Origin of the sequence: Agrobacterium sp. 22117 (genome assembly GCF_052045735.1) — a bacterium.
GTDB lineage: Bacteria > Pseudomonadota > Alphaproteobacteria > Rhizobiales > Rhizobiaceae > Agrobacterium > Agrobacterium cavarae.
The window spans coordinates 355,459-378,431 of record NZ_JBQEPP010000001.1 but is presented as its reverse complement, the minus strand read 5'-3'; the positions used below and the strand labels follow the sequence as shown (position 1 = coordinate 378,431).

18 protein-coding genes are annotated in these 22,973 nt (G+C 59.4%); 13 read left to right on the top strand and 5 right to left on the bottom strand.

Annotated elements, in window-relative coordinates:
• Nucleotides 1–766 precede the first annotated feature (766 nt).
• Genes ACTJKV_RS01835 through mnhG form a run of 6 tightly spaced genes read left to right on the top strand, consistent with a single transcriptional unit; the run spans nt 767 to nt 6,767 of the window.
• Nucleotides 767–3,685 carry a monovalent cation/H+ antiporter subunit A gene (locus ACTJKV_RS01835; RefSeq protein ID WP_062599295.1) on the top strand — a complete coding sequence of 973 codons (2,919 nt, stop codon included), beginning with the start codon at nt 767–769 and terminating at the stop codon, nt 3,683–3,685.
• Nucleotides 3,685–4,020, top strand: a complete 336-nt coding sequence (locus ACTJKV_RS01830) for a Na+/H+ antiporter subunit C (RefSeq protein WP_062425083.1) — start codon at nt 3,685–3,687, stop codon at nt 4,018–4,020. Before ACTJKV_RS01835 ends, ACTJKV_RS01830 begins: the two co-directional genes overlap by 1 nt.
• Nucleotides 4,017–5,663 carry a monovalent cation/H+ antiporter subunit D gene (locus ACTJKV_RS01825; protein ID WP_274100909.1) on the top strand — a complete coding sequence of 549 codons (1,647 nt, stop codon included), beginning with the start codon at nt 4,017–4,019 and terminating at the stop codon, nt 5,661–5,663. The genes ACTJKV_RS01830 and ACTJKV_RS01825 overlap by 4 nt, the downstream gene beginning before the upstream one ends.
• Nucleotides 5,660–6,148 (top strand): Na+/H+ antiporter subunit E, encoded by a 489-nt coding sequence (locus ACTJKV_RS01820; protein WP_062425081.1) that lies wholly within the window; start codon nt 5,660–5,662, stop codon nt 6,146–6,148. The genes ACTJKV_RS01825 and ACTJKV_RS01820 overlap by 4 nt, the downstream gene beginning before the upstream one ends.
• Complete coding sequence (locus tag ACTJKV_RS01815; protein WP_062425080.1) at nt 6,145–6,426, top strand: K+/H+ antiporter subunit F; 282 nt, start codon at nt 6,145–6,147, stop codon at nt 6,424–6,426. The genes ACTJKV_RS01820 and ACTJKV_RS01815 overlap by 4 nt, the downstream gene beginning before the upstream one ends.
• Entirely contained in the window at nt 6,423–6,767 is a 345-nt protein-coding gene (mnhG, locus tag ACTJKV_RS01810) for a monovalent cation/H(+) antiporter subunit G (protein WP_062425079.1), read from the top strand. Before ACTJKV_RS01815 ends, mnhG begins: the two co-directional genes overlap by 4 nt.
• 51 nt (nt 6,768–6,818) lie before the next feature.
• Here mnhG and hydA read toward each other — a convergent pair whose 3' ends face one another.
• From hydA to ACTJKV_RS01795, 3 genes are all read right to left on the bottom strand, one after another.
• Complete coding sequence (hydA, locus tag ACTJKV_RS01805) at nt 6,819–8,276, bottom strand: dihydropyrimidinase (protein WP_274100910.1); 1,458 nt, start codon at nt 8,274–8,276, stop codon at nt 6,819–6,821.
• A 126-nt stretch (nt 8,277–8,402) separates the two neighbouring features.
• Nucleotides 8,403–9,653 (bottom strand): Zn-dependent hydrolase, encoded by a 1,251-nt coding sequence (locus ACTJKV_RS01800; protein WP_274100911.1) that lies wholly within the window; start codon nt 9,651–9,653, stop codon nt 8,403–8,405.
• 246 nt (nt 9,654–9,899) lie between these two features.
• The gene (locus ACTJKV_RS01795; protein ID WP_274101079.1) at nt 9,900–10,835 is read right to left on the bottom strand and encodes an ornithine cyclodeaminase family protein; all 936 of its coding nucleotides are present in this window, start codon (nt 10,833–10,835) and stop codon (nt 9,900–9,902) included.
• Nucleotides 10,836–11,128: 293 nt separating this feature from the next.
• On the opposite strand from ACTJKV_RS01795, the gene kdpF reads away from it, so the two are divergent.
• The 6 genes from kdpF to ACTJKV_RS01765 are packed head-to-tail and all read left to right on the top strand — an operon-like array spanning nt 11,129 to nt 19,045.
• Nucleotides 11,129–11,230, top strand: coding sequence for a K(+)-transporting ATPase subunit F (kdpF, locus tag ACTJKV_RS01790; RefSeq protein WP_194286758.1), 102 nt, complete (start codon nt 11,129–11,131; stop codon nt 11,228–11,230).
• An 18-nt stretch (nt 11,231–11,248) separates the two neighbouring features.
• Complete coding sequence (gene kdpA, locus ACTJKV_RS01785; protein ID WP_274100912.1) at nt 11,249–12,958, top strand: potassium-transporting ATPase subunit KdpA; 1,710 nt, start codon at nt 11,249–11,251, stop codon at nt 12,956–12,958.
• 11 nt (nt 12,959–12,969) lie between these two features.
• Entirely contained in the window at nt 12,970–15,021 is a 2,052-nt protein-coding gene (kdpB, locus tag ACTJKV_RS01780) for a potassium-transporting ATPase subunit KdpB (protein ID WP_274100913.1), read from the top strand.
• A 2-nt stretch (nt 15,022–15,023) separates the two neighbouring features.
• Nucleotides 15,024–15,593 (top strand): potassium-transporting ATPase subunit KdpC, encoded by a 570-nt coding sequence (gene kdpC / locus ACTJKV_RS01775; RefSeq protein WP_274100914.1) that lies wholly within the window; start codon nt 15,024–15,026, stop codon nt 15,591–15,593.
• Nucleotides 15,594–15,598: 5 nt separating this feature from the next.
• Nucleotides 15,599–18,313 carry a sensor histidine kinase gene (locus tag ACTJKV_RS01770; protein WP_274100915.1) on the top strand — a complete coding sequence of 905 codons (2,715 nt, stop codon included), beginning with the start codon at nt 15,599–15,601 and terminating at the stop codon, nt 18,311–18,313.
• A gap of 45 nt (nt 18,314–18,358) precedes the next feature.
• Complete coding sequence (locus tag ACTJKV_RS01765) at nt 18,359–19,045, top strand: response regulator (protein WP_062425072.1); 687 nt, start codon at nt 18,359–18,361, stop codon at nt 19,043–19,045.
• Between the two features lie 252 nt (nt 19,046–19,297).
• On the opposite strand, the gene ACTJKV_RS01760 is transcribed toward ACTJKV_RS01765, so the two are convergent.
• Together ACTJKV_RS01760 and ACTJKV_RS01755 are read right to left on the bottom strand one after the other, a co-directional pair.
• Entirely contained in the window at nt 19,298–20,383 is a 1,086-nt protein-coding gene (locus ACTJKV_RS01760) for a porin (RefSeq protein WP_062425071.1), read from the bottom strand.
• Nucleotides 20,384–20,866: 483 nt separating this feature from the next.
• A complete protein-coding gene (locus tag ACTJKV_RS01755; RefSeq protein WP_274100916.1) occupies nt 20,867–21,763 on the bottom strand; it encodes a LysR family transcriptional regulator in 897 nt (298 codons plus the stop codon).
• Between the two features lie 104 nt (nt 21,764–21,867).
• Here ACTJKV_RS01755 and ACTJKV_RS01750 point away from each other — a divergent pair, with 104 nt between their 5' ends.
• Nucleotides 21,868–22,950 carry a 4-oxalomesaconate tautomerase gene (locus ACTJKV_RS01750; protein WP_274101080.1) on the top strand — a complete coding sequence of 361 codons (1,083 nt, stop codon included), beginning with the start codon at nt 21,868–21,870 and terminating at the stop codon, nt 22,948–22,950.
• Nucleotides 22,951–22,973: the final 23 nt, after the last annotated feature.

The window sequence follows — 22,973 nt, the reverse complement described above, 5'->3', positions numbered from 1 at the left end:
ATTAGAGCGTGCCCTGTAGCAAGTCCCGCCTCCGGCGTTTTGGATATCTTGCCGGTTTTTCATCTTTTTCGGCCTGGCGCGCTGGACAAGCGTTGCGCCATTACCCTAAGATAATCAATATGATATTTGCTTCACGATGGCGCTGTAAAGCGTGCCGCTTACGAATGTCGGGCGGTTTGCGATGACATCGCACGTTGAAACAAGATGCAGGAGCATATCTGAAAGATCGCGACACGGTTTAGCTGAGGCGCACATACGTAGGAGGTGACGATTTTGCCATGGATGGGACGACATCGCGGTCTTCCGCACCATCCTGTCAGGTTGATCAACCTTCTCGTTGCCGGCATGCTGGTTTTCTTCGGCACACCCGCCTTGGCAAATTCAAGTCCCGCTCTCAAGCCGCAACGACTGGAACGATCCTGCCTCTCCAGCGAAGAGCGGGCTTTCTCAACTCTGGAACGCTCTTTCGATCAGCCCGGCCTCAATCCTTGCCGCTACGCCCACACACTGCCCGTTCACGATTTTGTTGACGCATTTTTATCCGCTCCAGGGGTGGTAACCGCATACATCAGAGCCCAGATTGGGTTCGACCCGGCGCGATCGATTTCGCATCGGGTTCAGCCCGTCCGCGTGGCTTCGCCGCGTGGACCTCCCCTAAAAGACTTCTCCTAGTCCGCCGGACTGCCGTTTCTTTGTTGGAAGGATTGGCATCTCTGGTGGAAACAACCGCGGAATATTTTAACGCCAGAGAAAATTGCCATCCTTTATGAGACTTGACGTTATCCTTCCCATTTTGATCGCTCTTCCCTTTATTGGCAGCCTTTGCACTGCAATGATGCCGCGCAATGGCGCAGCCCGGGGGCCGGCAGCCGTCGCGGGCGGCATTGCGCTTTTCGGTCTCATCTCGACGATTTTCCTCTACACCAGCGTCACCAACGGCCAGGTGCTCAAATATCACGTGGAATGGCTGCCGCAGCTTGGTCTGAACTTCACGCTCCGACTGGATGGCTTTGCGTGGATGTTCATGGTGCTGATTACCGGCATCGGTTTTCTCGTGGTGCTCTATGCCCGCTATTACATGTCGGCAGACGATCCGATCCCGCGCTTCTTCGCCTTTCTCCTGGCCTTCATGGGGTCGATGCTCGGCATCGTGCTGTCGGGCAATGTCATTCTGCTTTCGATCTTCTGGGAGATGACCAGCATTTTCTCCTTCCTGCTGATCGGCTACTGGCACAACAATGCCGCGGCCCGAGACGGTGCGCGCATGGCCTTGACCGTGACAGGCATCGGGGGCTTTTGCCTTCTCGCTGGCCTCCTGGTCTTGGGACACATCGCCGGAAGCTACGATCTCGATGCCATCATTGCCGAGGCGTCCAATGTCAAAACCCACCCGCTTTACCTCACGGCCCTCGTCCTGATCCTGATCGGCGCATTGACCAAGAGCGCGCAGTTCCCCTTCCATTTCTGGCTGCCCAATGCGATGGCGGCGCCAACGCCGGTTTCGGCCTATCTGCATTCCGCTACCATGGTGAAAGCAGGCGTCTTCCTGCTGGCCAGATTCTGGCCGGTTCTTGCGGGCACGCAGGAGTGGTTCCTGCTCGTCGGCTTTGCCGGCATGACGACCCTTCTGCTCGGCGCCTATTTCGCCATGTTCCAGCAGGACCTGAAGGGGCTTCTGGCCTATTCCACCATCAGCCATCTCGGTCTGATCACCACGCTGCTCAGCCTCGGAAGTCCGCTGGCAGCCGTGGCGGCGATCTTCCATATGGCAAACCACGCCACCTTCAAGGCATCGCTTTTCATGGCGGCCGGTATCATCGACCATGAGACCGGCACACGCGATATGCGCCGATTGAGCGGGCTTTATCGCTATCTGCCGGCGACTGCGACCCTTGCCATGGCCGCAAGTGCTGCCATGGCAGGCGTGCCGCTCTTCAACGGCTTTCTCTCCAAGGAAATGTTCTTCGCCGAGGCGATCGAGACCCATGCGGATTCGTTCCTCGACAAGGCGCTTCCCTACGTGGCAACCCTTTCCGGTGCCTTTGCGGTGGCCTATTCGCTGCGCTTCATCCATACGGTGTTCTTCGGGCCTCCGCCGCATGACCTTCCAAACCCGAAACCGCACGAGCCGCCGCGCTGGATGCGCTTTCCGATCGAGTTTCTCGTGCTCGCCTGCCTGATCGTCGGTATCGTGCCGAGCCTTTCGGTCGGCCCCTTCCTGCACACTGCCGTGGTATCGGTTCTTGGTCCAGAAACGCCCTATTACAGCCTGGCGATCTGGCATGGTTTCAACCTGCCGCTCACCATGAGTATCGTTGCGCTGATCGGCGGTGTCGCGATCTATGCGCTTCTTGGAGATTACTTCTCCAAATGCGATGACGGTCCTCCGATCTTCAGGCACTTGAAAGGCCAGCGCATCTTCGAGCGCATCATCGTCACCGTCTCGTGGAAATGGGCGCGCTGGCTGGAAAGCACGCTTGGCACTAGGCGGTTACAGCCACAGTTGCGCATCCTGATCTTCGTCGCGCTCGTCGCCGGTTTCTCGCCATTGGTTTCATCGCAGTTCTCGCTCACCCTTCCGAGAGTTACCTCCTTCGATCCGATCTTTGCGGTTCTTTGGGGCATCGGCATGATTGCGGCCATGGGTGCTGCCTGGCAGGCAAAGTATCATCGGCTGGCCGCGCTGGTCATGCTCGGTGTTTCCGGTCTCGTCACCTGCCTGACCTTCGTATGGTTGTCCGCGCCCGATCTCGCCATCACGCAACTGCTCGTCGAGATCGTCACGCTGGTGCTGATCCTCCTTGGCCTGCGCTGGCTGCCGAAGCGCGTGGTGAAGGTCGATAACAACAACGAACTGCCCGCGCAGCTTCGTCGTGGCCGCGACTTCCTGCTGGCCGTCTTCTGCGGCATCGGCATGACGGTGATTGCCTATGCGGTGATGACGCTGCCTGTGCCCAACACCATTGCCAACTACTTCCTTGAGCGGGCCTATAGTGAAGGCGGCGGCACCAATGTCGTCAACGTCATCCTCGTCGATTTCCGCGGCTTTGATACGATGGGCGAGATCGCGGTTCTGGCGATTGTCGGTCTGACCGTCTTTGCCCTGCTGCGTCGTTTCCGTCCGGCGCAGGACAGTGTCGGCCTGCCTGAGCAGCAGTTGATCCAGAACGCCTTCGATGCCGAAAGCCCCGAGCGCAGCAAGGGCGATACGGTGCGCGACTATCTGCTGGTGCCCTCGGTCATCATGCAGTGGATGTTCCCGGTCGTCATCACCTTCTCGATCTTCCTCTTCATGCGCGGTCATGACCTTCCAGGCGGTGGATTTGCCGCAGGCATCACCATGGCGATTGCCTTCCTTATGCAATATCTGGCAGGCGGTACCCGCTGGGCGGAAGATCGTATCCGCATCCTGCCGTTGCGCTGGATGGGCTTCGGTCTGTTGATGGCAGCCTCTACCGGAATGGGCTCGTGGTATTTCGGCTATCCGTTCCTGACCTCGTATTTCCAATATACGGAGATACCCTACATCGCGAAGATGCCGACAGCGTCTGCCCTGCTCTTCGATCTTGGGGTCTTCTCGCTCGTGGTCGGCTCCACGGTTCTGATTTTGATAGCACTGGCGCACCAATCACTGCGTAACTACAAGGTACGCACACCCGACGCCGCCAAAGCGGAGGATGTGTAATGGAACTCATTCTAGCCATCGGCATCGGTGTGATGACGGGATCGGGCGTCTGGCTCATCCTGCGTCCACGAACCTATCAGGTCATTGTCGGCCTTTCGCTGCTGTCCTACGCCGTCAACCTCTTCATCTTCGGCGTGGGCGGCATCAAGACTAACGCGCCACCGGTTTTGCTGGACGGCGTTTCCGTCTCGCAGCTTGCCGACCCTGTGCCCCAGGCGCTGGTTTTGACGGCCATCGTCATCGGCTTTGCCACCACCGCCCTCTTCCTCGTCGTGCTCCTCGCCGCGCGCGGTCTGACGGGTACCGACCATGTGGACGGGAGGGAGAGCAAGTGAACTCATTCCCATCCCACATCGTGATCGCACCCATTCTGGTGCCGTTGATCACCGGCGCGATCCTGCTCTTCATCGACGAGCGCAAGCGCAAGACGAAGGCGGCGATCAGCTTCATTTCCACGCTGGTGCTGCTTGCGGTCTCCATTGGCCTCTTCATCGAAGTCAATTCGACGGTAAACACCGAAATCGCCGCAATCATCTCCACAGGCGTCTATCTTCTCGGCAACTGGCCTGCCCCGTTCGGCATCGTGCTGGTGGCGGATCGTCTCTCAGGGTTGATGGTGCTTCTGGTGTCGCTGCTGGCGATCCCTTCGCTCGTCTATTCGCTGGCGAAATGGCACAAGTCGGGTGCCCATTTTCATTCGCTCTTCCATCTGATGCTGATGGGCGTGAATGGCGCGTTTCTGACCGGCGACCTTTTCAACCTCTTCGTCTTCTTCGAAGTCATGCTTGCGGCATCCTACGGTCTGCTGCTGCATGGCTCCGGTCAGTTGAGAGTAAAGGCCGGTCTGCATTACGTCGCGATCAACCTCGTTGCTGCACTGTTCTTCCTGATCGGTGTCAGCCTGATCTATGGCGTGACCGGCACACTCAATATGGGTGACCTGGCACAGCGCATTGCGGGCCTCAATCCGGACCAACGCATGCTGCTGCAAACGGGTGCGGCCGTGCTCGGTATCGCCTTCCTCGTCAAGGCCGGCATGTGGCCGTTGAATTTCTGGCTGCCTGCCGCCTATGGCGCAGCCTCTGCTCCTGTCGGCGGCATTTTCGCGATCATGAGCAAGGTCGGCATCTATGTCATTGCACGGCTTTCCTTCCTCCTCTTCGGCCAGACGGCGGGGGATTCTGCCGGTTTCGGCCATGATGCACTGCTGATCGGCGGTATTGCCACCATCGTCTTCGGCACGATCGGCGTTCTGGCCTCCCAGGCGCTCGGACGTCTTGCCGGCTTTTCGGTGCTCGTCTCTTCGGGAACGCTGCTTGCCGCGATGGGCACGGGCAATCCGATGGTGGCGGCAGGTGCGCTCTACTATCTCGTCAGCTCCACGCTGACCATCAGCGCTTTCTTCATGCTGATCGAACTGGTGGAACGCGGCCAGGATGCCGGGGCGAACGTTCTTGCCGTGACCATGGAAGCCTATGGCGATGGTGAGGAGGAAGAGGAGCAAGAGGAGGTCGGGGTGACGATGCCCGGCACGATGGCGGTGCTTGGCACCTGCTTTGCCGCCTGCGGCATTCTGCTTGCCGGATTACCGCCACTTTCGGGCTTCATCGCCAAATTCTCAATGCTCTCCGCCATTCTCAATCCGCAAGGAATGGGCGCTGACACCGAAATCTCGACCCTCTCCTGGTGGCTTGTGTTCCTCATCGTTTTCTCCGGCCTTGCGGGTCTGATCTCGATGACGCGTGCCGGCATTCGCACCTTCTGGAGCTCTCTCGAAGGCACGGTTCCGCGCGTCTTCGTCATCGAAATCGCGCCCATCATGCTGCTGATCGGTCTGACACTTGCGATGACCGTGCAGGCTGGGCCGATCATGCGATACATGCAGGAGACCGCACGCATTCTCGACCTGCCGGAAAGCTACATTCAAGGCGTGATGACAGCGCCGCGAGCCGGCAATCCTGGGGAGGCAGCGCAATGATCCGTCGCGTTCTTCCCTACCCGCTGTTGACGTTGTCGCTGATCATCTTCTGGATGACGATCAACAGCTTTTCGCCTGGGCATCTCGTGCTCGGAACAGCGGTGGCGCTCATCGCCTCCTGGTCGATGGCCTCACTTCGACCGGCAAAGCCTCGGATCCGCAGTTGGAGCGCGGTGGTGAAGCTGACCTTCATCGTGCTTTACGACATCATCCGTTCGAACATCGCAGTCGCGACGCTCATCCTGTTCGGGCGCAAGAGAAGCAGCAAGTCCGGCTTCCTCACCATCCCGCTCGACATTCGCGATCCGCTTGGACTTGCAGTTCTGTCCATCATTCTGACAGCCACGCCGGGCAGTGCATGGCTGGAATACAATTCCTCCCAGGGCACATTGCTGATCCATGTGCTGGACAATGTCAGCGAGACCACCTGGATCAACCTCATCAAGAACCGATATGAAAAAATGCTGATGGAGATATTCGAATGAGTTCGATTATCCTTTTCTGGTCATTCTCTTTGGCCCAAATCTTCCTGGCAATTGCCATGTCGATATCCGTCTATCGCATCGCGATCGGCCCCCGCGCGCAGGATCGCGTGCTCGGCGTCGATACGCTTTATGTCAGCTCCATGCTGCTTTTGATGACCTTCGGCTTGCGCACCGGCAACGATATCTACTTCGAGGCCGCACTACTGATGTCGATCCTGGGCTTCGTCTCGACGGTGGCCCTTTCCAAATTCCTGATGCGTGGTGAGGTGATCGAATGATCAATGCTGGCGAATTTCCGCTCTGGGCGGCCATTCTCGTTGCTTTCTTCGTCCTGCTCGGCTCGTCGCTGACGCTGATCGGCACGATCGGCTTTGCCAAGCTGCAGAGCTTCTATGAAAGACTGCACGCGCCGACACTCGGCACAAGCTGGGGCACGGGCGGCATCGCCATGGCCTCCATCATCTACTTCTCGGTGTCCGGCGGCCGCTTCGTCTTCCACGAAATCTTCATCGGCATTTTCATGACCATCACGACGCCGGTCTCGTTGATGCTTCTCGGCCGTGCGGCACTTTATCGCGACCGCGCCGAACAGAACCCGAGCAAGCCGGACAGGCTGTAACAGCTAGAAGGATGGCGGACGCGGCAGTTTGGCCGCGTCCGAACCGTTCGATCAGACGCCACTTGCCGGAATTCCGGAGCGCTGCACCTTGCGCGGCGCGGTCAGTTCCTTCCAGGTGGAGAGCGCTTTTGCCGGTGCCGTCAGCGGCGGACGGGAAACAAAGCGGCCATGGCCTTCCCGGCTCTTCATCGCGCCTTCCTCCACGGCCACCTGACCGCGCGTCAAGGTAAAGCGCGGCAGGCCCTTGACCTCCTTGCCCTCGAAGACATTGTAATCGATCGCCGATTGCTGGCTTGTGGCCGTGATCGTCTTTCTACGCTTTGGATCCCACACGACGAGGTCGGCATCCGCGCCCACCAGGATCGCACCCTTCTTGGGATAGATGTTGAGGATCTTGGCGATATTGGTGGAGGTGATGGCGACGAATTCGTTCATGGTCAGGCGGCCAGTGCTGACGCCGTAAGTCCAGAGCATCGGCAGCCTATCTTCCAGTCCGCCGGTGCCATTCGGTATCTTGCGAAAATCTCCAAGACCTGTGCGCTTCTGCTGCGTGGTAAAGGCGCAATGGTCTGTCGCCACGCATTGCAGCGAGCCTGCGGCAAGGCCAGCCCACAGACTGTCCTGATGCGCCTTGCTGCGGAAGGGCGGAGACATGACACGGCGTGCGGAATGATCCCAGTCTTTGTTGAAATACTCGCTCTCATCAAGCGTCAGATGCTGGATCAGCGGCTCGCCGTAGACGCGCATGCCCTTCTGCCGTGCGCGGCGGATGGCTTCGTGGCTCTCCTCGCAGGAGGTGTGGACGATATAGACGGGGCAGCCCGCCATATCGGCAATCATGATCGCACGGTTGGTGGCCTCGCCTTCCACCTCCGGCGGGCGGGAATAGGCATGCGCCTCCGGGCCGTCATTACCTTCCGCCATCAACTTCGCCTGCATCTGCGCCACCACATCGCCGTTTTCGGCATGGACGAGCGGAAGCGCACCGAGTTCGGTACAGCGCTGGAAGGACGAGAACATCTCGTCGTCATCCACCATCAAGGCGCCCTTATAGGCCATGAAATGCTTGAAGGTGTTGATGCCCTTGTCGCGAACGATCGTCTCCATCTCGTTGAAGACCTGCTCGCTCCACCAGGTAATCGCCATATGAAAGGAATAGTCGCAGGCCGCACGTGAGGTCTTGTTGTCCCACATGCTCAGTGCTTCGAGCATCGACTGGCCGGGGTTTGGCAGCGCGAAGTCCACCACCATGGTCGTGCCGCCGGCGAGTGCCGCGCGTGTGCCGCTATCGAAATCATCGGCTGAGTACGTGCCCATGAAGGGCATTTCCAGATGCGTATGCGGATCGATGCCGCCTGGCATGACGTAGCATCCAGTCGCATCGAGTTCGCTACCGCCCTTGAGGTCTGGTCCGATCTCGACGATAACGCCGCCCTCGATGCTGATATCGGCCTTATAGGTCAGGTCGGCGGTGACTATCGTCCCGTTCTTGATGATGGTGCTGCTCATGGCTGTTCCCTTATCATTGCGTTCATGACCGGCACCGCCTCCCCGATCGGTTCCGGCTTCATCTTGCGTCTGTTTCGCCGCTGCACCCATCCGTGTCTTTCCGCACGGCGTGGGCGCGCGACCGAGCTACTGCACCACGCCTGCCGTTTCGACGACCGCATGGAACAGTACGTCGCAGCCGGCAGCAGCCCATTCCTTGGAAATCTCTTCCGCTTCATTATGGGAAAGACCGCCGACGCAGGGGCACATGATCATGGTGGCAGGCGCAACTTTCGCTGCCCAGCAGGCATCATGCCCGGCACCGGAGATGATATCGCGATGCGAATATCCAAGCTTCTCCGCCGAACGGCGGACTGTATCCACCAAAGCGGGATCGAAAGTGACAGGGTCGAAATGGCCGACCGCTTCAACGGAATAACCGACGCCGATCGCGGCGCAAATCTCAGCCGCCTCTGCCTCGATCCGCTCGCGCATGCGGTTCAACTTGGCGAGATCGGGGGTACGAATGTCGACGGTGAAGACGACTTTGCCGGGGAGGACGTTGCGGGAATTGGGCGAGAAGATCACCTGGCCGACACCGCCGACCGCGTCGGGCTGGCTCTCCATCGCCACGGTCTGCACCATCTCGATAATCCGCGACATCGCCAGTCCCGCATTGACGCGCATGGCCATTGGCGTGGAGCCGGTATGAGCCTCCTTGCCGGTCAAAGTGAATTCCAGCCACCACAGCCCCTGGCAGTGTGTCACGACACCGATCGTCTTGTCTTCGGCTTCGAGGATCGGCCCCTGCTCGATGTGATATTCGAGATAGGCGTGCATCTTGCGCGCACCGACCTCTTCCTCGCCCAGCCAGCCGATGCGCTGCAACTCCTCGCCATAGGTCTTGCCTTCCGTATCCTTGCGCGAATAGGCGTGCTCAAGCGTGTGGACGCCGACAAAGACGCCGGAGGCGAGCATGGCGGGCGCAAAGCGCGCGCCTTCCTCATTTGCCCAATTGGTGACGACGACGGGATGCTTGGTGCGGATGCCGAGATCGTTCATGGTGCGTATGACCTCAAGGCCTGCGAGAACGCCCAACACACCATCGAACTTGCCGCCTGTCGGCTGGGTGTCGAGGTGCGATCCAACATAGACCGGCAGAGCATCGGGGTCTTCGCCGGCGCGGGTGGCGAACATCGTGCCCATCTTGTCCACGCCCATGGTCATGCCCGCCGCCTCGCACCAGGACTGGAACAGGGCGCGGCCTTCAGCATCCGCGTCGGTGAGCGTTTGGCGATTATTGCCGCCGGCGATGCCGGGGCCAATCTTCGCCATGTCCATCAGCGCATCCCAAAGCCGGTCGGCATCGACTCGCATATTTTCACCGGGCGCAGCCATAGCGTCTTCCTTCCATTCCTTTTGCCAGCATTGAGCCTGCTCGACCAATACCGTGCGTCGTTCCCATCTTTGGCCTCTTCGGCCTTTCTTGTTTCGTGCCGTGTTTGCCACGGTTGCGGCGCTCGTACAGTGGACGGCGGGAATTGTCCCGACGTTCTTGTTTTACGATTCGCCAGCTCCGAAGATACATGATGTCGTCACGCTGAAAAGCTTTGGCCTGAGCAGGCATTGCGAAGATTATTCAGTTCACGCGTCTCTTCCCGACAGACTGTCGAGGATCGCGGCAGCCACCGCAACCTCCGTTCCGGCAAGACCAACCGAGCAAAAAAGAGTGGTCTGGTCCGATGACGTCCGGTGCGCGGTGCGCCCTGCGACAATATCCGAGAGCTCCACCATGCGTTGCTCATGACTGGAACCCTGAAGGAAAAGGGGGGAAGCGTAGGAGCGGGCTTGTTCTGTAGAATCGGTCGCGATGATGCTGGCTGCAGCGGCGACATCCAATCCCAACTCATGCGCATCGATTGTTTTAGGCCCGAGTGTGTGGATGTGCGCTCCGGGCTTGAGATCGGACATATCCAAGACAGGCCGGCGGCTCGATGTAGCGCAGATCACAATATCCGCCTCCATTGCCGCATCTTTTGCGCAAGCAACCGGTGTCACCTCGAAACCAAGCTGCGCCTGCATGTCCTCGGCAAAGGCTGCACGATGCCTCGCATCGCGACTATAGATATAGGCCTTTCTGATTGGCCGAACGGACGCTGCGGCAGCCAACTGCATGCGGGCCTGAAGTCCGCTTCCTATCAAACCAATGACTTTGGCGTCCGGCGGACTGAGGTGCCGGATGGCCACGCCACCGATAGCGCCTGTTCTGATGGCTCCGAGACGCTCGCCCAGGACGATGCCTTTGAGCCGGGCATCGTCGGCCGACCAAACCGCGACGATCTGGGTCTGTTCGTTCCCGGTGAAGGTGTCGTAGACACGGAAGCCTGCGAGAGGCATGTCACCGGTTATACCGCCTATCGTGAAGACCAAATCTCCGTGGCCATCGAATGGGACATGATGTCGAGGTGGAGACACCGTCTTGCCGTCAGCGCGCGCCACCATAAACGCTTCAACAGCCGCAATTGCCGTCTGCATGAAGCTGTTACCACTCAGTTTTTGGTCGTCCAAGATTATCGTCATGATAGTCACTCCATTGGTTTGGGTGACCTTGCGATCTCAACCACGGTTGAGGTCAATATGTTTTTGGGAAGGCTTCTTTATCAATCGTGCTCTCGACCGATTCGCTTACGCCGCTGATCTTTATCTTTTCCTTATGCGCGCCCGGCATCTTCCCAATCGAAATATGACGGCGATCAGCAGCATCATGCTCTCCTGACATAACAGGAGAACACCATGCCCGATGTCCTTTTTCTGGCGCTCGGCTTCGGCACGCTGATCGTGCTGGCGCTTTATGCGCGCGCCCTCAACCGGTTTTGAGAGGTGCTGCCATGCTGGAACCCATCTTCGGCCTCGTCGTGGCCATTGCGCTCGGCGTCTACCTCATCATCACCCTGCTGCGTCCTGAACGCTTCTGATTTTCCTGGAGAATCCCCATGACCATTCTCGGGTGGCTGCAAATCAGCCTCCTTTTCATCGCGGTACTTCTGGTTATCAAACCGCTCGGCCTCTACATGGCGCACGTCTTCAACGGTGAGCGGACCTGGCTGACGCCGGTCCTCGCTCCCGTCGAACGCGGGCTTTATGCCGTGGCGGGCGTCGATATCAAGAAGGAGCAGAGCTGGCTTGGCTACACGCTCTCCATGCTCGCCTTCTCGATTGCCAGCTTTGCGGCACTCTATGGCATCCTGCGCCTTCAAGCGTTCCTGCCCTTCAATCCACAGGGCTTCGGCAACGTGGAACCGGGCCTCGCCTTCAACACCGCCGTCAGCTTCGTGACCAACACCAACTGGCAGAACTATGCAGGCGAAGCGACAATGAGCAATTTCAGCCAGATGGTTGGATTGACGGTGCAGAACTTCCTTTCCGCGGCAGTTGGAATGGCACTCGCAATTGCCTTTACCCGCGCCTTCGTCCGCTCGCAGGCCAGCACGCTCGGCAATTTCTGGGTGGATATGACCCGCGCCACGCTCTATGTGCTGCTGCCGATCGCGGTCATCGTGGCACTCGCCTTCGTCGCCATGGGCCTACCGCAGACGATGGATGCCAGTGTAACCGCAACCACCCTTGAAGGAAGCCAGCAGGTCATTTCGCTCGGGCCCGTTGCCAGCCAGGAAGCGATCAAGCAGCTCGGCACCAATGGTGGCGGCTTCTTCAACGCCAATGCCGCCCATCCCTTCGAGAACCCGACAGCACTTTCGAACTATCTCAACATCTTCTCGATGCTCGCCATCTCGGCGGCCTTTATCTACACCTTCGGCCAGATGGTCGGCAGCCGTCGCCAGGGCTGGGTGCTGCTTTCCGCCATGGCCGTTCTGCTGATTGCGGGTGTCGCCACCGTCTACTGGGCCGAAAGCGCCGGTAACCCGATCCTCACATCGATCGGTGTCGATGCTGCGCAGGGCAATATGGAAGGCAAGGAAGTTCGCTTCGGCCAGGCCATGACCGCGCTCTATGCAGCTGTCACCACCGGTCTTTCGGATGGCGGCGTCAACGGCATGCACGGCTCCTTCACCGGCCTTGGTGGACTTGCTCCCATGTTCCTGATCCAGCTTGGCGAGGTTCTGCCGGGCGGTGTCGGTTCCGGTCTTTACGGCATGATCGTCTTCGCGCTCCTTTCCGTCTTCGTCGCCGGCCTGATGGTCGGTCGCACGCCGGAGTTTCTCGGCAAGAAGATCGAGGGTCGCGAAATGAAATTCGCCATGCTGGCGGTTCTGATCCTGCCCACCGTCATTCTCGGCTTTACCGCCCTCTCCGCCATGCTGCCCTTCGCGGTTGCCAGCATCGGCACGGCCGGTCCGCACGGACTTTCGGAAATCCTTTATGCCTTCACCTCCGCGGCCGGCAATAACGGCTCGGCCTTCGGCGGCCTTTCCGGCAATACCGACTGGTACAACACCACGCTTGGCATCTCGATGCTGCTTGGTCGTTTCGCCTACGTGGTGCCGGTGATGGCGATTGCCGGATCGCTTGCGGCGAAGGTCCGCGTCCCGGCCTCAAGTGGTACCTTTCCGACGGATGGCCCGCTCTTTGTCGGTCTTCTCGTCGGCATCATCCTCATTCTCGGCGGGCTGCAATTCTTCCCCGCGCTCGCACTCGGCCCCATCGTCGAGCATTTCGCCATGCTTGCCGGCCAGACTTTCTAGAAAGCAAAAAGATGTCCACACATCCAAACTCATCGGCTCCAGCGAGACCCGGCCTCTTCGACCCCGCTATCATCGGCCCAGCCATCAAGAACGCTTTCATCAAGCTTGATCCCAGGCAGTTGATGCGCAACCCGGTGATCTTCGTTACCGAGATCGTCGCGGCTGTCGTCACCATCTTCTTCATCCGCGACCTTCTCGCTCACAACGGCACCGCCGTCTTTTCCGGCCAGATCGCGGCCTGGCTCTGGTTCACGGTGCTATTCGCCACCTTCGCCGAAGCGGTGGCCGAAGGGCGCGGTCGCGCCCAGGCCGACAGCCTGAAGCGCACCCGATCGGACCTCTCCGCGCGCCGGCTCACGGCGGACGGCAAAGAGGAGAGCATCGCGGCCACTATGCTCAAGGTCGGTGACATCGTCATCGTCGATGCGGGCGAACTCATCCCCGGCGATGGTGAAGTCATCGAAGGCGTGGCCTCGGTCAATGAAAGCGCGATCACCGGCGAATCTGCGCCTGTCATCCGCGAATCCGGCGGCGACCGTTCGGCCGTCACCGGCGGCACGCAGGTTCTGTCCGATCAACTCAAGATCCGCATCACCACGCCGCCCGGCGCAAGCTTCGTCGATCGGATGATCGCGTTGATCGAAGGTGCGGAGCGCCAGAAAACGCCGAACGAGATCGCGCTTTCGATCCTGCTGTCCGGCCTCACCCTCGTCTTCCTGATCGTCGTCGTCACCGTCTGGGGGCTGGCGGGCTACTCCGGCACGCTGGTGTCCATCACGGTTCTGGCAGCCCTTCTTGTTACCCTTATTCCCACTACCATCGGTGGCCTGCTCTCGGCCATCGGCATCGCGGGCATGGATCGCCTCGTGCGCTTCAACGTCATCGCCACGTCCGGCCGCGCGGTGGAAGCGGCAGGCGATGTCGACACCCTCCTGCTCGACAAGACCGGCACCATTACCTTCGGCAACCGCATGGCGGCGGATTTCATTCCGGTGCCAGGCGTGACGGCTGAACAGGTGGCGGAAGCTGCCCTGCTCGCCAGCCTCTCCGACGAGACGCCGGAGGGCCGCTCCATCGCAGCGCTTGCGACTGGCGAATTCGGAATTGCCTCGCCCAAGGTGACCGTCGACGCTGTCGTTCCCTTCTCCGCACAGACGCGTCTGTCCGGCGTCGATACGAACGGTAAATCCTTCCGCAAGGGCGCGATTGACGCCATCCTGAAGTTCGCCAACGCCACCGATGGCAAGGCGCCGGCGGAGTTTCATCAGGCCGTGGACCGCATTGCTCGCACCGGCGGCACGCCGCTTGGCGTGGCCGAAGGCAACCGCCTGCTTGGCGTCATCCACCTAAAGGACGTGGTCAAGCCAGGCATCAAGGAACGCTTTGCAGCACTTCGTGCCATGGGCATTCGCACCGTGATGGTCACGGGCGACAATCCCGTCACCGCAGCGGCGATTGCCTCCGAAGCGGGCGTGGACGATTTTCTGGCGGAAGCGACGCCTGAGGACAAGCTCGACTATATTCGCCGCGAACAGAAGGGCGGCCGGTTGATCGCCATGTGCGGCGACGGCACTAACGATGCGCCAGCGCTTGCGCAAGCCGATGTTGGCGTTGCCATGCAGACCGGGACGCAGGCAGCACGTGAAGCCGCCAATATGGTGGATCTCGACTCCAGCCCGACCAAGCTCATCGAGATCGTCGAAATCGGCAAACAACTTCTGATGACACGCGGTTCGCTGACGACGTTTTCGATTGCCAACGATGTGGCGAAGTATTTCGCCATCATCCCTGCACTCTTCGTCACGACCTATCCGGCTCTCGGCACCCTCAACATCATGGCGCTGTCATCACCGCAATCGGCCATCCTCTCCGCCGTCATCTTCAACGCGCTGATCATCATCGCTCTCATCCCGCTGGCGCTTAAGGGCGTGGCCTATCGTCCCGCAGCGGCCGCATCGCTTCTCAGACGCAACCTGCTTGTCTACGGCCTCGGCGGTCTGCTTCTGCCCTTTGCCGGGATCAAGGTCATCGATATCGCGGTCTCCGCAATTCATCTGGTGTAATCATGCTGAACCAAATTCGTCCCGCCATCGTCATCCTGGCCTTCTTCATCGCGCTGACTGGTCTCGGCTATCCACTGGCGATCACCGGTATTGCCCAATCGCTGATGCCTGCACAGGCCAATGGATCGTTGATCCGCAACGGCGACGCGCTCATCGGCTCCAGCCTGATTGGACAGAACTTCACCTCCGATCGCTACTTCTGGCCGCGCCCCTCCGCGACCAGCCCAGATGCCTACAACGCCGCCGCTTCCTCGGGCTCCAATCTTGGTACCACATCTGCCAAGCTCAAGGACCGGGTTGCTGGCGACGTTGTACGGCTGAACGGCGCGGGGATCGCCTCGCCTGTTCCAGCCGACGCGGTGACCACCTCGGGCTCGGGTCTCGACCCGCATATCACGCCGATTTTCGCTGCCGCGCAGGTCGAGCGGATTGCCAAGGCACGCAGCCTTTCACCAGAGGCCATAAAAGCGCTCGTCGACCAAAAAACCGAGGGACGGCTCCTCGGGATTATCGGCGAGCCGCGCGTGAATGTGCTAGAGTTGAACCTTGCGCTCGATGCGCTGAAGAGCTGAGACGAATGGCGTCACATGACCGTGAGGGCTTGAACAGGCCCGATCCCGATGCATTGCTTGCCCTGGCGGAGAAAGACCGCCGGGGCAAGCTCACTATATTTTTGGGCGCAGCGCCAGGTGTCGGCAAGACCTACGCCATGCTGGCGCGCGCACGCCGACTGAAGACCGATGGGGTCGAAGTCGTGGTCGGTCTTGTCGAAACCCACGCACGGGCGGAAACTTCGGCGCTTCTTGAGGGCCTCGACGTGCTGCCGCGCCTCGAGGTCGATTATCGCGGCAAGATGCTCAAGGAATTTGATCTCGATGCAGCGCTTGCCCGCAAGCCGCGCGTCATCATTGTCGACGAGCTTGCCCATTCCAACCCGGAGGGGTTTCGCCATCCCAAGCGCTACCAGGATATCGAAGAACTGATCTGCGCCGGGATCGATGTCTGGACGGCGCTCAATATCCAGCATCTTGAAAGCCTCTCCGATCTCGTCTCGCAAATTACCGGTGTCACCATCCGTGAACGGGTGCCGGACACGGTGTTGAAGCGTGCCGACGATGTGGTGCTGGTTGACCTTCCGCCCGGCGAACTGATCGAGCGGCTGAAGGAAGGCAAGGTCTATTTGCCGGACAGTGCCAGGCGCGCCACCGACCGCTTTTTCCGGCTCGGCAATCTGACAGCGCTTCGCGAACTTGCCCTTCGCCGCACCGCAGACCGGGTGGACGATCAGATGGTCGACTATCTGCGTCAAAACGCCATCGAAGGCCCTTGGGCGACTGGCGAGAGGCTGCTGGTCTGTATCGGTGCTGATGCGCTGTCCGACAAGGTGGTGCGCGTGGCAAGCCGTCTCGCCTCCGGTCTCAACGCCCCTTGGACCGTCGTCAGCATGGCGCGAGACGACCAGGAAACCATGGACGAGGATAGCCTGCGGCGGATCGACGAGGCCTTTCGCTTCGCCGAGAAGCTGGGCGCCGAGACGCGTCACGTTACGGGCAATGATTTCGTCACCGAAATTCTGAAACTCGCACGGCGCGAGCATGCCACCCAGATCGTTATCGGCTCTCAGCGCCGGAGGTGGTTTTCCAATCCATTTCGGCCGAGCCTTGCCGACGCTCTGGCGAAAGAGGCAAGCGGCATTGGCCTCCATCTCGTCACTGCGGATGCGGTGAGGGTTCCGGGTGTGTCCACCCGAAAGAGGCGGGGCTTTCAACTATCCACCTTTTCCCGGTCCCTTCTCTGCGCTATCGGCACGGTCGCAGGCGCAACGCTCGCCGGACTTGCACTGGACCAGTTCACGCATCTGCCGAATATCTCGCTGCTGTTTCTGCTGGCCGTTCTGGCGGCCGCATCCGCCGCTGGTTTCATGGCGGCCCTAATGGCAGCGATTGTATCCGCGCTTGCCTATAACTTCTTCTTCATTGCTCCGGTCGAGACCTTCACCATCGCCTCGCCGCATGAAGTCTTTGCGCTTGCGGTCTTCATCGTGGCGGCCCTGATCGCTGGCAGCCTTGCATCGCGCATACGCGAACAGGCGCAGGCCGCCCGTCAACGGGCCGCCGACATGCAGGCGCTCTACGATTTTTCCCGAAAGCTTGCCGGGACGGCAAAACCGGAGGAAGTCCTGTGGGCATCGGTCACCCAGTTGCAGGGCAGCCTGGGCCGCCATGTGGTCATGCTTCTGCCGAAGGGCGACGACCTGGACGTCGTTGCCGCATGGCCCCCGGACACCGAACTTGGCGTTTCAGAACTGACAGCGGCGCGCTGGGCAAGCAGCCGCTCTGAACCCTCAGGATCTGGTACCGGTACGCTTCCCAACGGACGCTTCCAGTTCCGTCCGCTGACCAGCCCGCATGGAGTTGTCGGTGTCTGCGGTTTTGAACCCGGAACGAGCGGGCTTGATTCCAATGCCGAGCGGAAGCTCGCCGCAATTCTCGATCAGGCGGCAACCGCCATCGACCGTGCGCGCTTGTCGTCCGAAAGCGCGGAGCAGGCGGCAAGGCTGGAAGGCGAGCGCTACCGCGAGGCACTGTTATCCTCCATTTCGCACGATCTGCGCACACCGCTCGCCACGATCACCGGCTCTGTCACCAGCCTTAGGGAATTGGGCGATCGCATGTCGCCGGAAAGCCGCGACGATCTTCTGCAATCCATCGAAGAAGAAAGTGCGCGGCTCAGCCGTTTCGTTGCCAATCTTCTGGACATGACCCGCATCACCGCCGGCACCTTGCAGGCCAAGCGGGACTGGGTGGACGTCGCCGACGTGATCCGCTCTGCCGTGGAGCGGGCGCGCAAATATTTCCCCTCGCAGAGCTTCGAGACGGGCATTGCCAAGGATCTGCCGGTCATCCGCGCCGATTCGGTTCTGCTCGGCCAGGTTTTGTTCAACCTTCTCGACAACGCCGCCAAATATGGTGGCGGCGACCCAGTCAATGTCTATGCGAGGCGCGACGGGGACGAAATCGTCGTTTCCGTCACCGACAACGGCAAAGGCATTCCCGGCGAAGACCTCGACCGAATCTTCGAAAAATTCTATCGTCGCTCCCGCTCGGATGGTCGATCTCCGGGAACGGGACTTGGTCTTTCCATCGCTCGAGGTTTTATCGAAGCCATGGGCGGGCGCATTCATGCGGAAAGCCCGGCGGTGAAAAAGCGTGGCACGCGCATCGTCATGCGCTTTCCGGTCACGGCATCGGCGCAAAAATCGGAATCGATTTTCGGAAAGCACGATATGTAATGGCGGAGAATACTCTCTCGAACGCGTAGAAAGCAGGCAGAATCAATGACCTTGGGACGCATTCTGGTGGTGGATGACGAGCCGCAGATCCGGCGCTTCCTGCGCCCGGCACTGGCTGCTGCTGGTTACGACGTGATCGAGGCAGAAAACGGCGCTGACGCCATCAAAGCTGCCGCCACGTCCGCTCCCGATGTGATCATTCTCGATCTCGGCCTGCCGGATATGGACGGCAAGGATGTCATCGCCAACCTTCGCGGCTGGTCGACCCTCCCGATTATCATTCTCTCCGCTCGCGACCGCGAGACCGAGAAGATCGCGGCATTGGATCTCGGTGCCGACGACTATATCGAAAAGCCCTTCGGCATCGGCGAGTTGACCGCCCGCATCCGCACAGCCATGCGCCATGTCGGCAAGTCAGAGAGCCTGCCCTCGTCGATCGAGGCCGATGGCCTGTCGATCGATACCCAACGCCGCATCGTTGCGCGTGACGGCGCCAGCATCAAACTCACGCCGAAGGAATATGATCTCCTGACGCTCCTGGCGCACCATGCTGGTCGCGTGGTCACGCATCGCACGCTCCTGACCTCAGTCTGGGGCCCGGCACATGGGGAGGATCTGCACTATCTTCGAGTCTTCATTGGCCAGTTGCGACAGAAGGTCGAACGGGATGCTGCGCAGCCTAAGATCATCCAGACGGAATCCGGAGTCGGTTATCGTTTCGTGACGGAATGAGCGGGAATATTTGAGAGGGCCAAGCGGTCTTCTTGAAAGAAGTTTGGCAGTGCCTGCCCATCAGCCTAGGGGGGCTGATGGGCCTTGACTGGAGTCAACAGACGAAGCTTTTGGCTGTGGATCACGCCTTTTGACTGAGGTTATGATGCATAGAAAAAATTGGCTTGTCTAGTATTTTTTAGATTTTTCTAAAATAAAAAAAGCCCGGCGGCATGCCGGGCTTTCTTAGTTAATACAGTCGCTTAGACTATATTAGAACGAACGCTGGAGGCGAACGAAACCGTTCCACTGGTCGGTGTCTGCGCCGTCTTCGTCGTAGTAGTTAACTGCAACCTTGGTGGAGAGACCTTCGGTGATCTTGTAATCAACCGTGATACCAGCCTGCCATGCGTCGCGGTTCGAGAAGTCGTTGGTTACGATGAAGGTATCGACACCATCCGTTACGCGGTTAGACACATTACCGAACCACTGAGCGCCGGGGGTGATCGTCAGGCGATCGGTCGCCTTGATGGCGTATTCAGCAGCAATTGCCCATTCGGATTCTGCGTAGTAAGCGTTTGCGCCGGAAGCCCAAACACCAGCCAGGCCAAGCGTGCCAGGGCCGATTTCAGCCGTTGCGATCAGGCGAACTGCGCCTTCTTCCTGGTCAACGTCGTAGGAACCGATCAGCTGCACTGCTGCGCCGCCGAAGTTGCCGCCGATGCCGCCGGTGATACCGACGTTGTTGTCGTTTTCTTCCTGGACGCCAACGAGCGTGCCCGTGCCGTCATCAAAGAGCGTTGCGAAGCCGTTGGTGCCTTCCAGTTCGTCAACCGAGATACCAGCCCAGAAGGAGCCAGCGTCGTAGGTGTAACGAATGGAGTTGAACAGAGCGTTTGTGGAGAGAACGTCAGCTTCACCAGAGAGACCATCGTCCCACCAGCTGTAGAACTTACCGACCTTCAGGCCGCCGAGTTCGATGAAGGCCTGGTCAACGAAGACGGACGAATCAGCTGCGGAGCCGTTGTCAGCGTTGCCGCGGAAGCCGATGAAGCCACGCAGAGCGCCAAGCTCGGTGTCGGTGCGGGTGTCAACTTCGAACTGAGCGCGTGTGAAGGAGTCCCAATCAGACGTGCCGGAACGGTCACGACCGAATTCGGTCTGGAAACGAACATAGCCGCCGAACTTCAAGCAGGTTTCGGTGCCAGGAATGTAGAAGAAGCCCGTGCCGAATGCATCGCAGACGCGTACATATTCCAGGGGCTCTGGCTCAGCAGCGACGATAGCGTCAGCAGCCTTTGCGCCAGATACTGCTGCAAGAGCTGCAGCGGAGCCGATGAGAAGGCTCTTGATGTTCATAATGACCTCCAGTCATGTTTCGTTACAAAAGCGGCGACCAGGAACATGCCCTTGAGGTGCCCCCCGCTTCACGAACCAATAGACAGAAAGCCCCCCTCTCTCGCAATCGTATATCACTAAATTAGCATGTTTTCAGATTGTCCGAATTTTAGCGTGTTGTATTTTAGGCACAACTTACGTTAGGTCGGACGAATATGGCGGTGGAAATTTAAGACCCTGTTAGGGTTTGGCAGGTCCTCGTCACCAAAGGCCTCGCTTGTGAGAGCACGACAGCGCGAGTAGCGATTCGTGAAAAGCGCGTGGCGCGATCGTTGGAACAACGATCCGCAAGCACCAACCTCTTCTCGCTCACTTTACGGAGACTTTGCGCAAGACCGCGCTCCTTACGAGCGCAGTCTTGCGGCGGAGGTCAAAGCAGACGGGGGAACTCGTTATATAACGAACGGATCTCTTGAGCCCTGACAGTTCCTTCGGCCACGAGCCTTATGGCGTTTTCCAGGTCTTGAGGAGCATCGCCACAAACTTCTCCGCTGCGGGCGAGAGCGCACTGCTTCTTCTTTGTACGATCCCGATGGTACGCGAGACCACCGGATCGACAATAGGGCGGGAGACGAGATACGGATGATCCTCCTGTGGGGTCGCCAAGCGCGGCAGAACAGAGATGCCGAGCCCTGCCTCTACCAATCCCAATGACGTGTTGAGGTGCGTCACCTCATAGAACCAGTTGAGTTTGAGATTGTGTCGTGCCAGCGCTCCATCCAACAGGGTTCTGTTGCCGCTGGAGCGATCAACAACCACCAGAGGATAAGGCTCGAGCTGATTCCAATGAATGCTATCGTATTTCGCCAGCGGATGGTCCTTCCGCATGGCCAGAACGAAGGGGTCATCTATCAGTGGCTCGAATGAGAGATCGGGATCGGAATTCCCCATGAGATTGATGCCGAACTCCACCTCGCCGCGCGCCACAGCCTGCAAGCCTTCATTGGCCGTCAGATCACGGATGCGCAGTCTTATATGCGGATACTGCTCGCTGAATGTCTTGATGACGGTAGGCAGGAAGTAGAAGGCGGCCGTCGGAACACAGGCCATGGTGATCAGGCCACGGCGAAGCGCACCATCCCTCATCGCAAAAAGAGAACCATCAAATTCTTCCAGCATGCGTCTGACCAAGGGCATCACCTCTTGTCCCATGGCCGTTGGCGCGACATGGCGTGTGGTGCGCTCCAGCAACGGGGCACCGATCGCCTGCTCCAGCTTCTGGATGCGCCGGGTCAACGCCGGTTGCGAAATGTGCAGTGCCTCGGCTGCCCGATGAAAACTCTCCAGTTCCACCACCGCCTGAAACGCCCGAAGATCAAGAATTTCGCAATTGATGCTCATATCGCAATAAACCTCTCGAAAATTGCATTTAACAAATAAGCCTTTCTTCCTCATATTGCAACAACTGGACAGATTGATCCATGAAATGCAAGATTGAGGCGAAGATGAACGATCTCCTTAGGATACCTTGTGTGCTGATGCGCGGCGGAACCTCTCGTGGGCCGTTTTTCCTGGCATCGGATTTGCCGCGCGATCCAGCCCAGCGAGATGCCGCTCTCCTCTCTATCATGGGGTCAGGCCATCCACTTCAGATCGACGGCATTGGCGGTGGCAATCCGGTCACCTCGAAGGTCGCAATCATCGGACCGTCGAAAGTGAAGGGCGCGGATATCGACTATCTCTTCGCTCAGGTTCGGACCGACCGGCAGTTCGTGGATTACTCTCCCAATTGCGGTAACATGCTCGCAGCCGTCGGCCCATTTGCCATCGAAGCGGGGCTCGTGGCGGCCAAGGAACATGACACACTGGTGCGCATTCACAATGTGAATACCGGCAAGTTGATCGAGGCCAAGGTTCCCACCCGCGGCAGTGAAGTGATCTACTTGGGAGACGCATCGATCGACGGCGTACCTGGGCTTGCAGCACCGATTGCCTTGACCTTCGTTGACTCGGCTGGCGCCAAAACCGGCAAGCTTTTGCCGACCGGCAAGCCGGTCGATGTCATTGATGGCGTCGATGTGACGGCAATCGACTGCGCCATGCCGATGGTTTTGATGCGTGCTGCCGATCTCAGCGTCACGGGATATGAGGATCCTCAGGCGCTGACGGCCAATCGCGCGCTGATTGATCGCATGACACGGATCCGCCTCGAAGCGGGCAAGTTGATGGGCATGGGCGATGTGTCCGACATGGTGATCCCCAAGCCTGTGCTGATCTCGCCCGCGCGAAAAGACGGAACGATGTCGGTGCGCTACTTCATGCCGAATGAATGCCACCCGGCATTGGCCACAACCGGTGCCGTCGGCATTGCGACCGCCGCCGTCACCCCCGGCACGGTGGCATTCGAGGAAGCTGGAGAGCCCAGCGTTCCCACACTCATCCGGATCGAGCATCCGGCAGGACGTCTCGACGTCCAACTTGAACTGCGAAACGGCGCCATTGCGGCCGGTCTCGTCAGAACCGCGCGCCGTCTCTTCGAAGGCTTCGCCTTCGCAAAACCAGCAGCCGCGATTGAACACGCAGCATAGACAACGCCATTATGGCAACAGCA

What these genes read in the sequence shown, in the direction of transcription:
- ACTJKV_RS01800 (WP_274100911.1), bottom strand. Translation starts at nt 9,653, where the DNA reads ATGGCTGCGCCCGGTGAAAATATGCGAGTCGATGCCGACCGGCTTTGG.
- ACTJKV_RS01795 (WP_274101079.1), bottom strand. Translation starts at nt 10,835, where the DNA reads ATGACGATAATCTTGGACGACCAAAAACTGAGTGGTAACAGCTTCATG.
- mnhG (WP_062425079.1), top strand. Translation starts at nt 6,423, where the DNA reads ATGATCAATGCTGGCGAATTTCCGCTCTGGGCGGCCATTCTCGTTGCT.
- ACTJKV_RS01750 (WP_274101080.1), top strand. Translation starts at nt 21,868, where the DNA reads ATGAACGATCTCCTTAGGATACCTTGTGTGCTGATGCGCGGCGGAACC.
- ACTJKV_RS01755 (WP_274100916.1), bottom strand. Translation starts at nt 21,763, where the DNA reads ATGAGCATCAATTGCGAAATTCTTGATCTTCGGGCGTTTCAGGCGGTG.
- kdpB (WP_274100913.1), top strand. Translation starts at nt 12,970, where the DNA reads ATGTCCACACATCCAAACTCATCGGCTCCAGCGAGACCCGGCCTCTTC.
- kdpA (WP_274100912.1), top strand. Translation starts at nt 11,249, where the DNA reads ATGACCATTCTCGGGTGGCTGCAAATCAGCCTCCTTTTCATCGCGGTA.
- kdpC (WP_274100914.1), top strand. Translation starts at nt 15,024, where the DNA reads ATGCTGAACCAAATTCGTCCCGCCATCGTCATCCTGGCCTTCTTCATC.
- ACTJKV_RS01815 (WP_062425080.1), top strand. Translation starts at nt 6,145, where the DNA reads ATGAGTTCGATTATCCTTTTCTGGTCATTCTCTTTGGCCCAAATCTTC.
- ACTJKV_RS01765 (WP_062425072.1), top strand. Translation starts at nt 18,359, where the DNA reads ATGACCTTGGGACGCATTCTGGTGGTGGATGACGAGCCGCAGATCCGG.
- ACTJKV_RS01770 (WP_274100915.1), top strand. Translation starts at nt 15,599, where the DNA reads ATGGCGTCACATGACCGTGAGGGCTTGAACAGGCCCGATCCCGATGCA.
- ACTJKV_RS01835 (WP_062599295.1), top strand. Translation starts at nt 767, where the DNA reads ATGAGACTTGACGTTATCCTTCCCATTTTGATCGCTCTTCCCTTTATT.
- hydA (WP_274100910.1), bottom strand. Translation starts at nt 8,276, where the DNA reads ATGAGCAGCACCATCATCAAGAACGGGACGATAGTCACCGCCGACCTG.
- ACTJKV_RS01820 (WP_062425081.1), top strand. Translation starts at nt 5,660, where the DNA reads ATGATCCGTCGCGTTCTTCCCTACCCGCTGTTGACGTTGTCGCTGATC.
- ACTJKV_RS01830 (WP_062425083.1), top strand. Translation starts at nt 3,685, where the DNA reads ATGGAACTCATTCTAGCCATCGGCATCGGTGTGATGACGGGATCGGGC.
- ACTJKV_RS01760 (WP_062425071.1), bottom strand. Translation starts at nt 20,383, where the DNA reads ATGAACATCAAGAGCCTTCTCATCGGCTCCGCTGCAGCTCTTGCAGCA.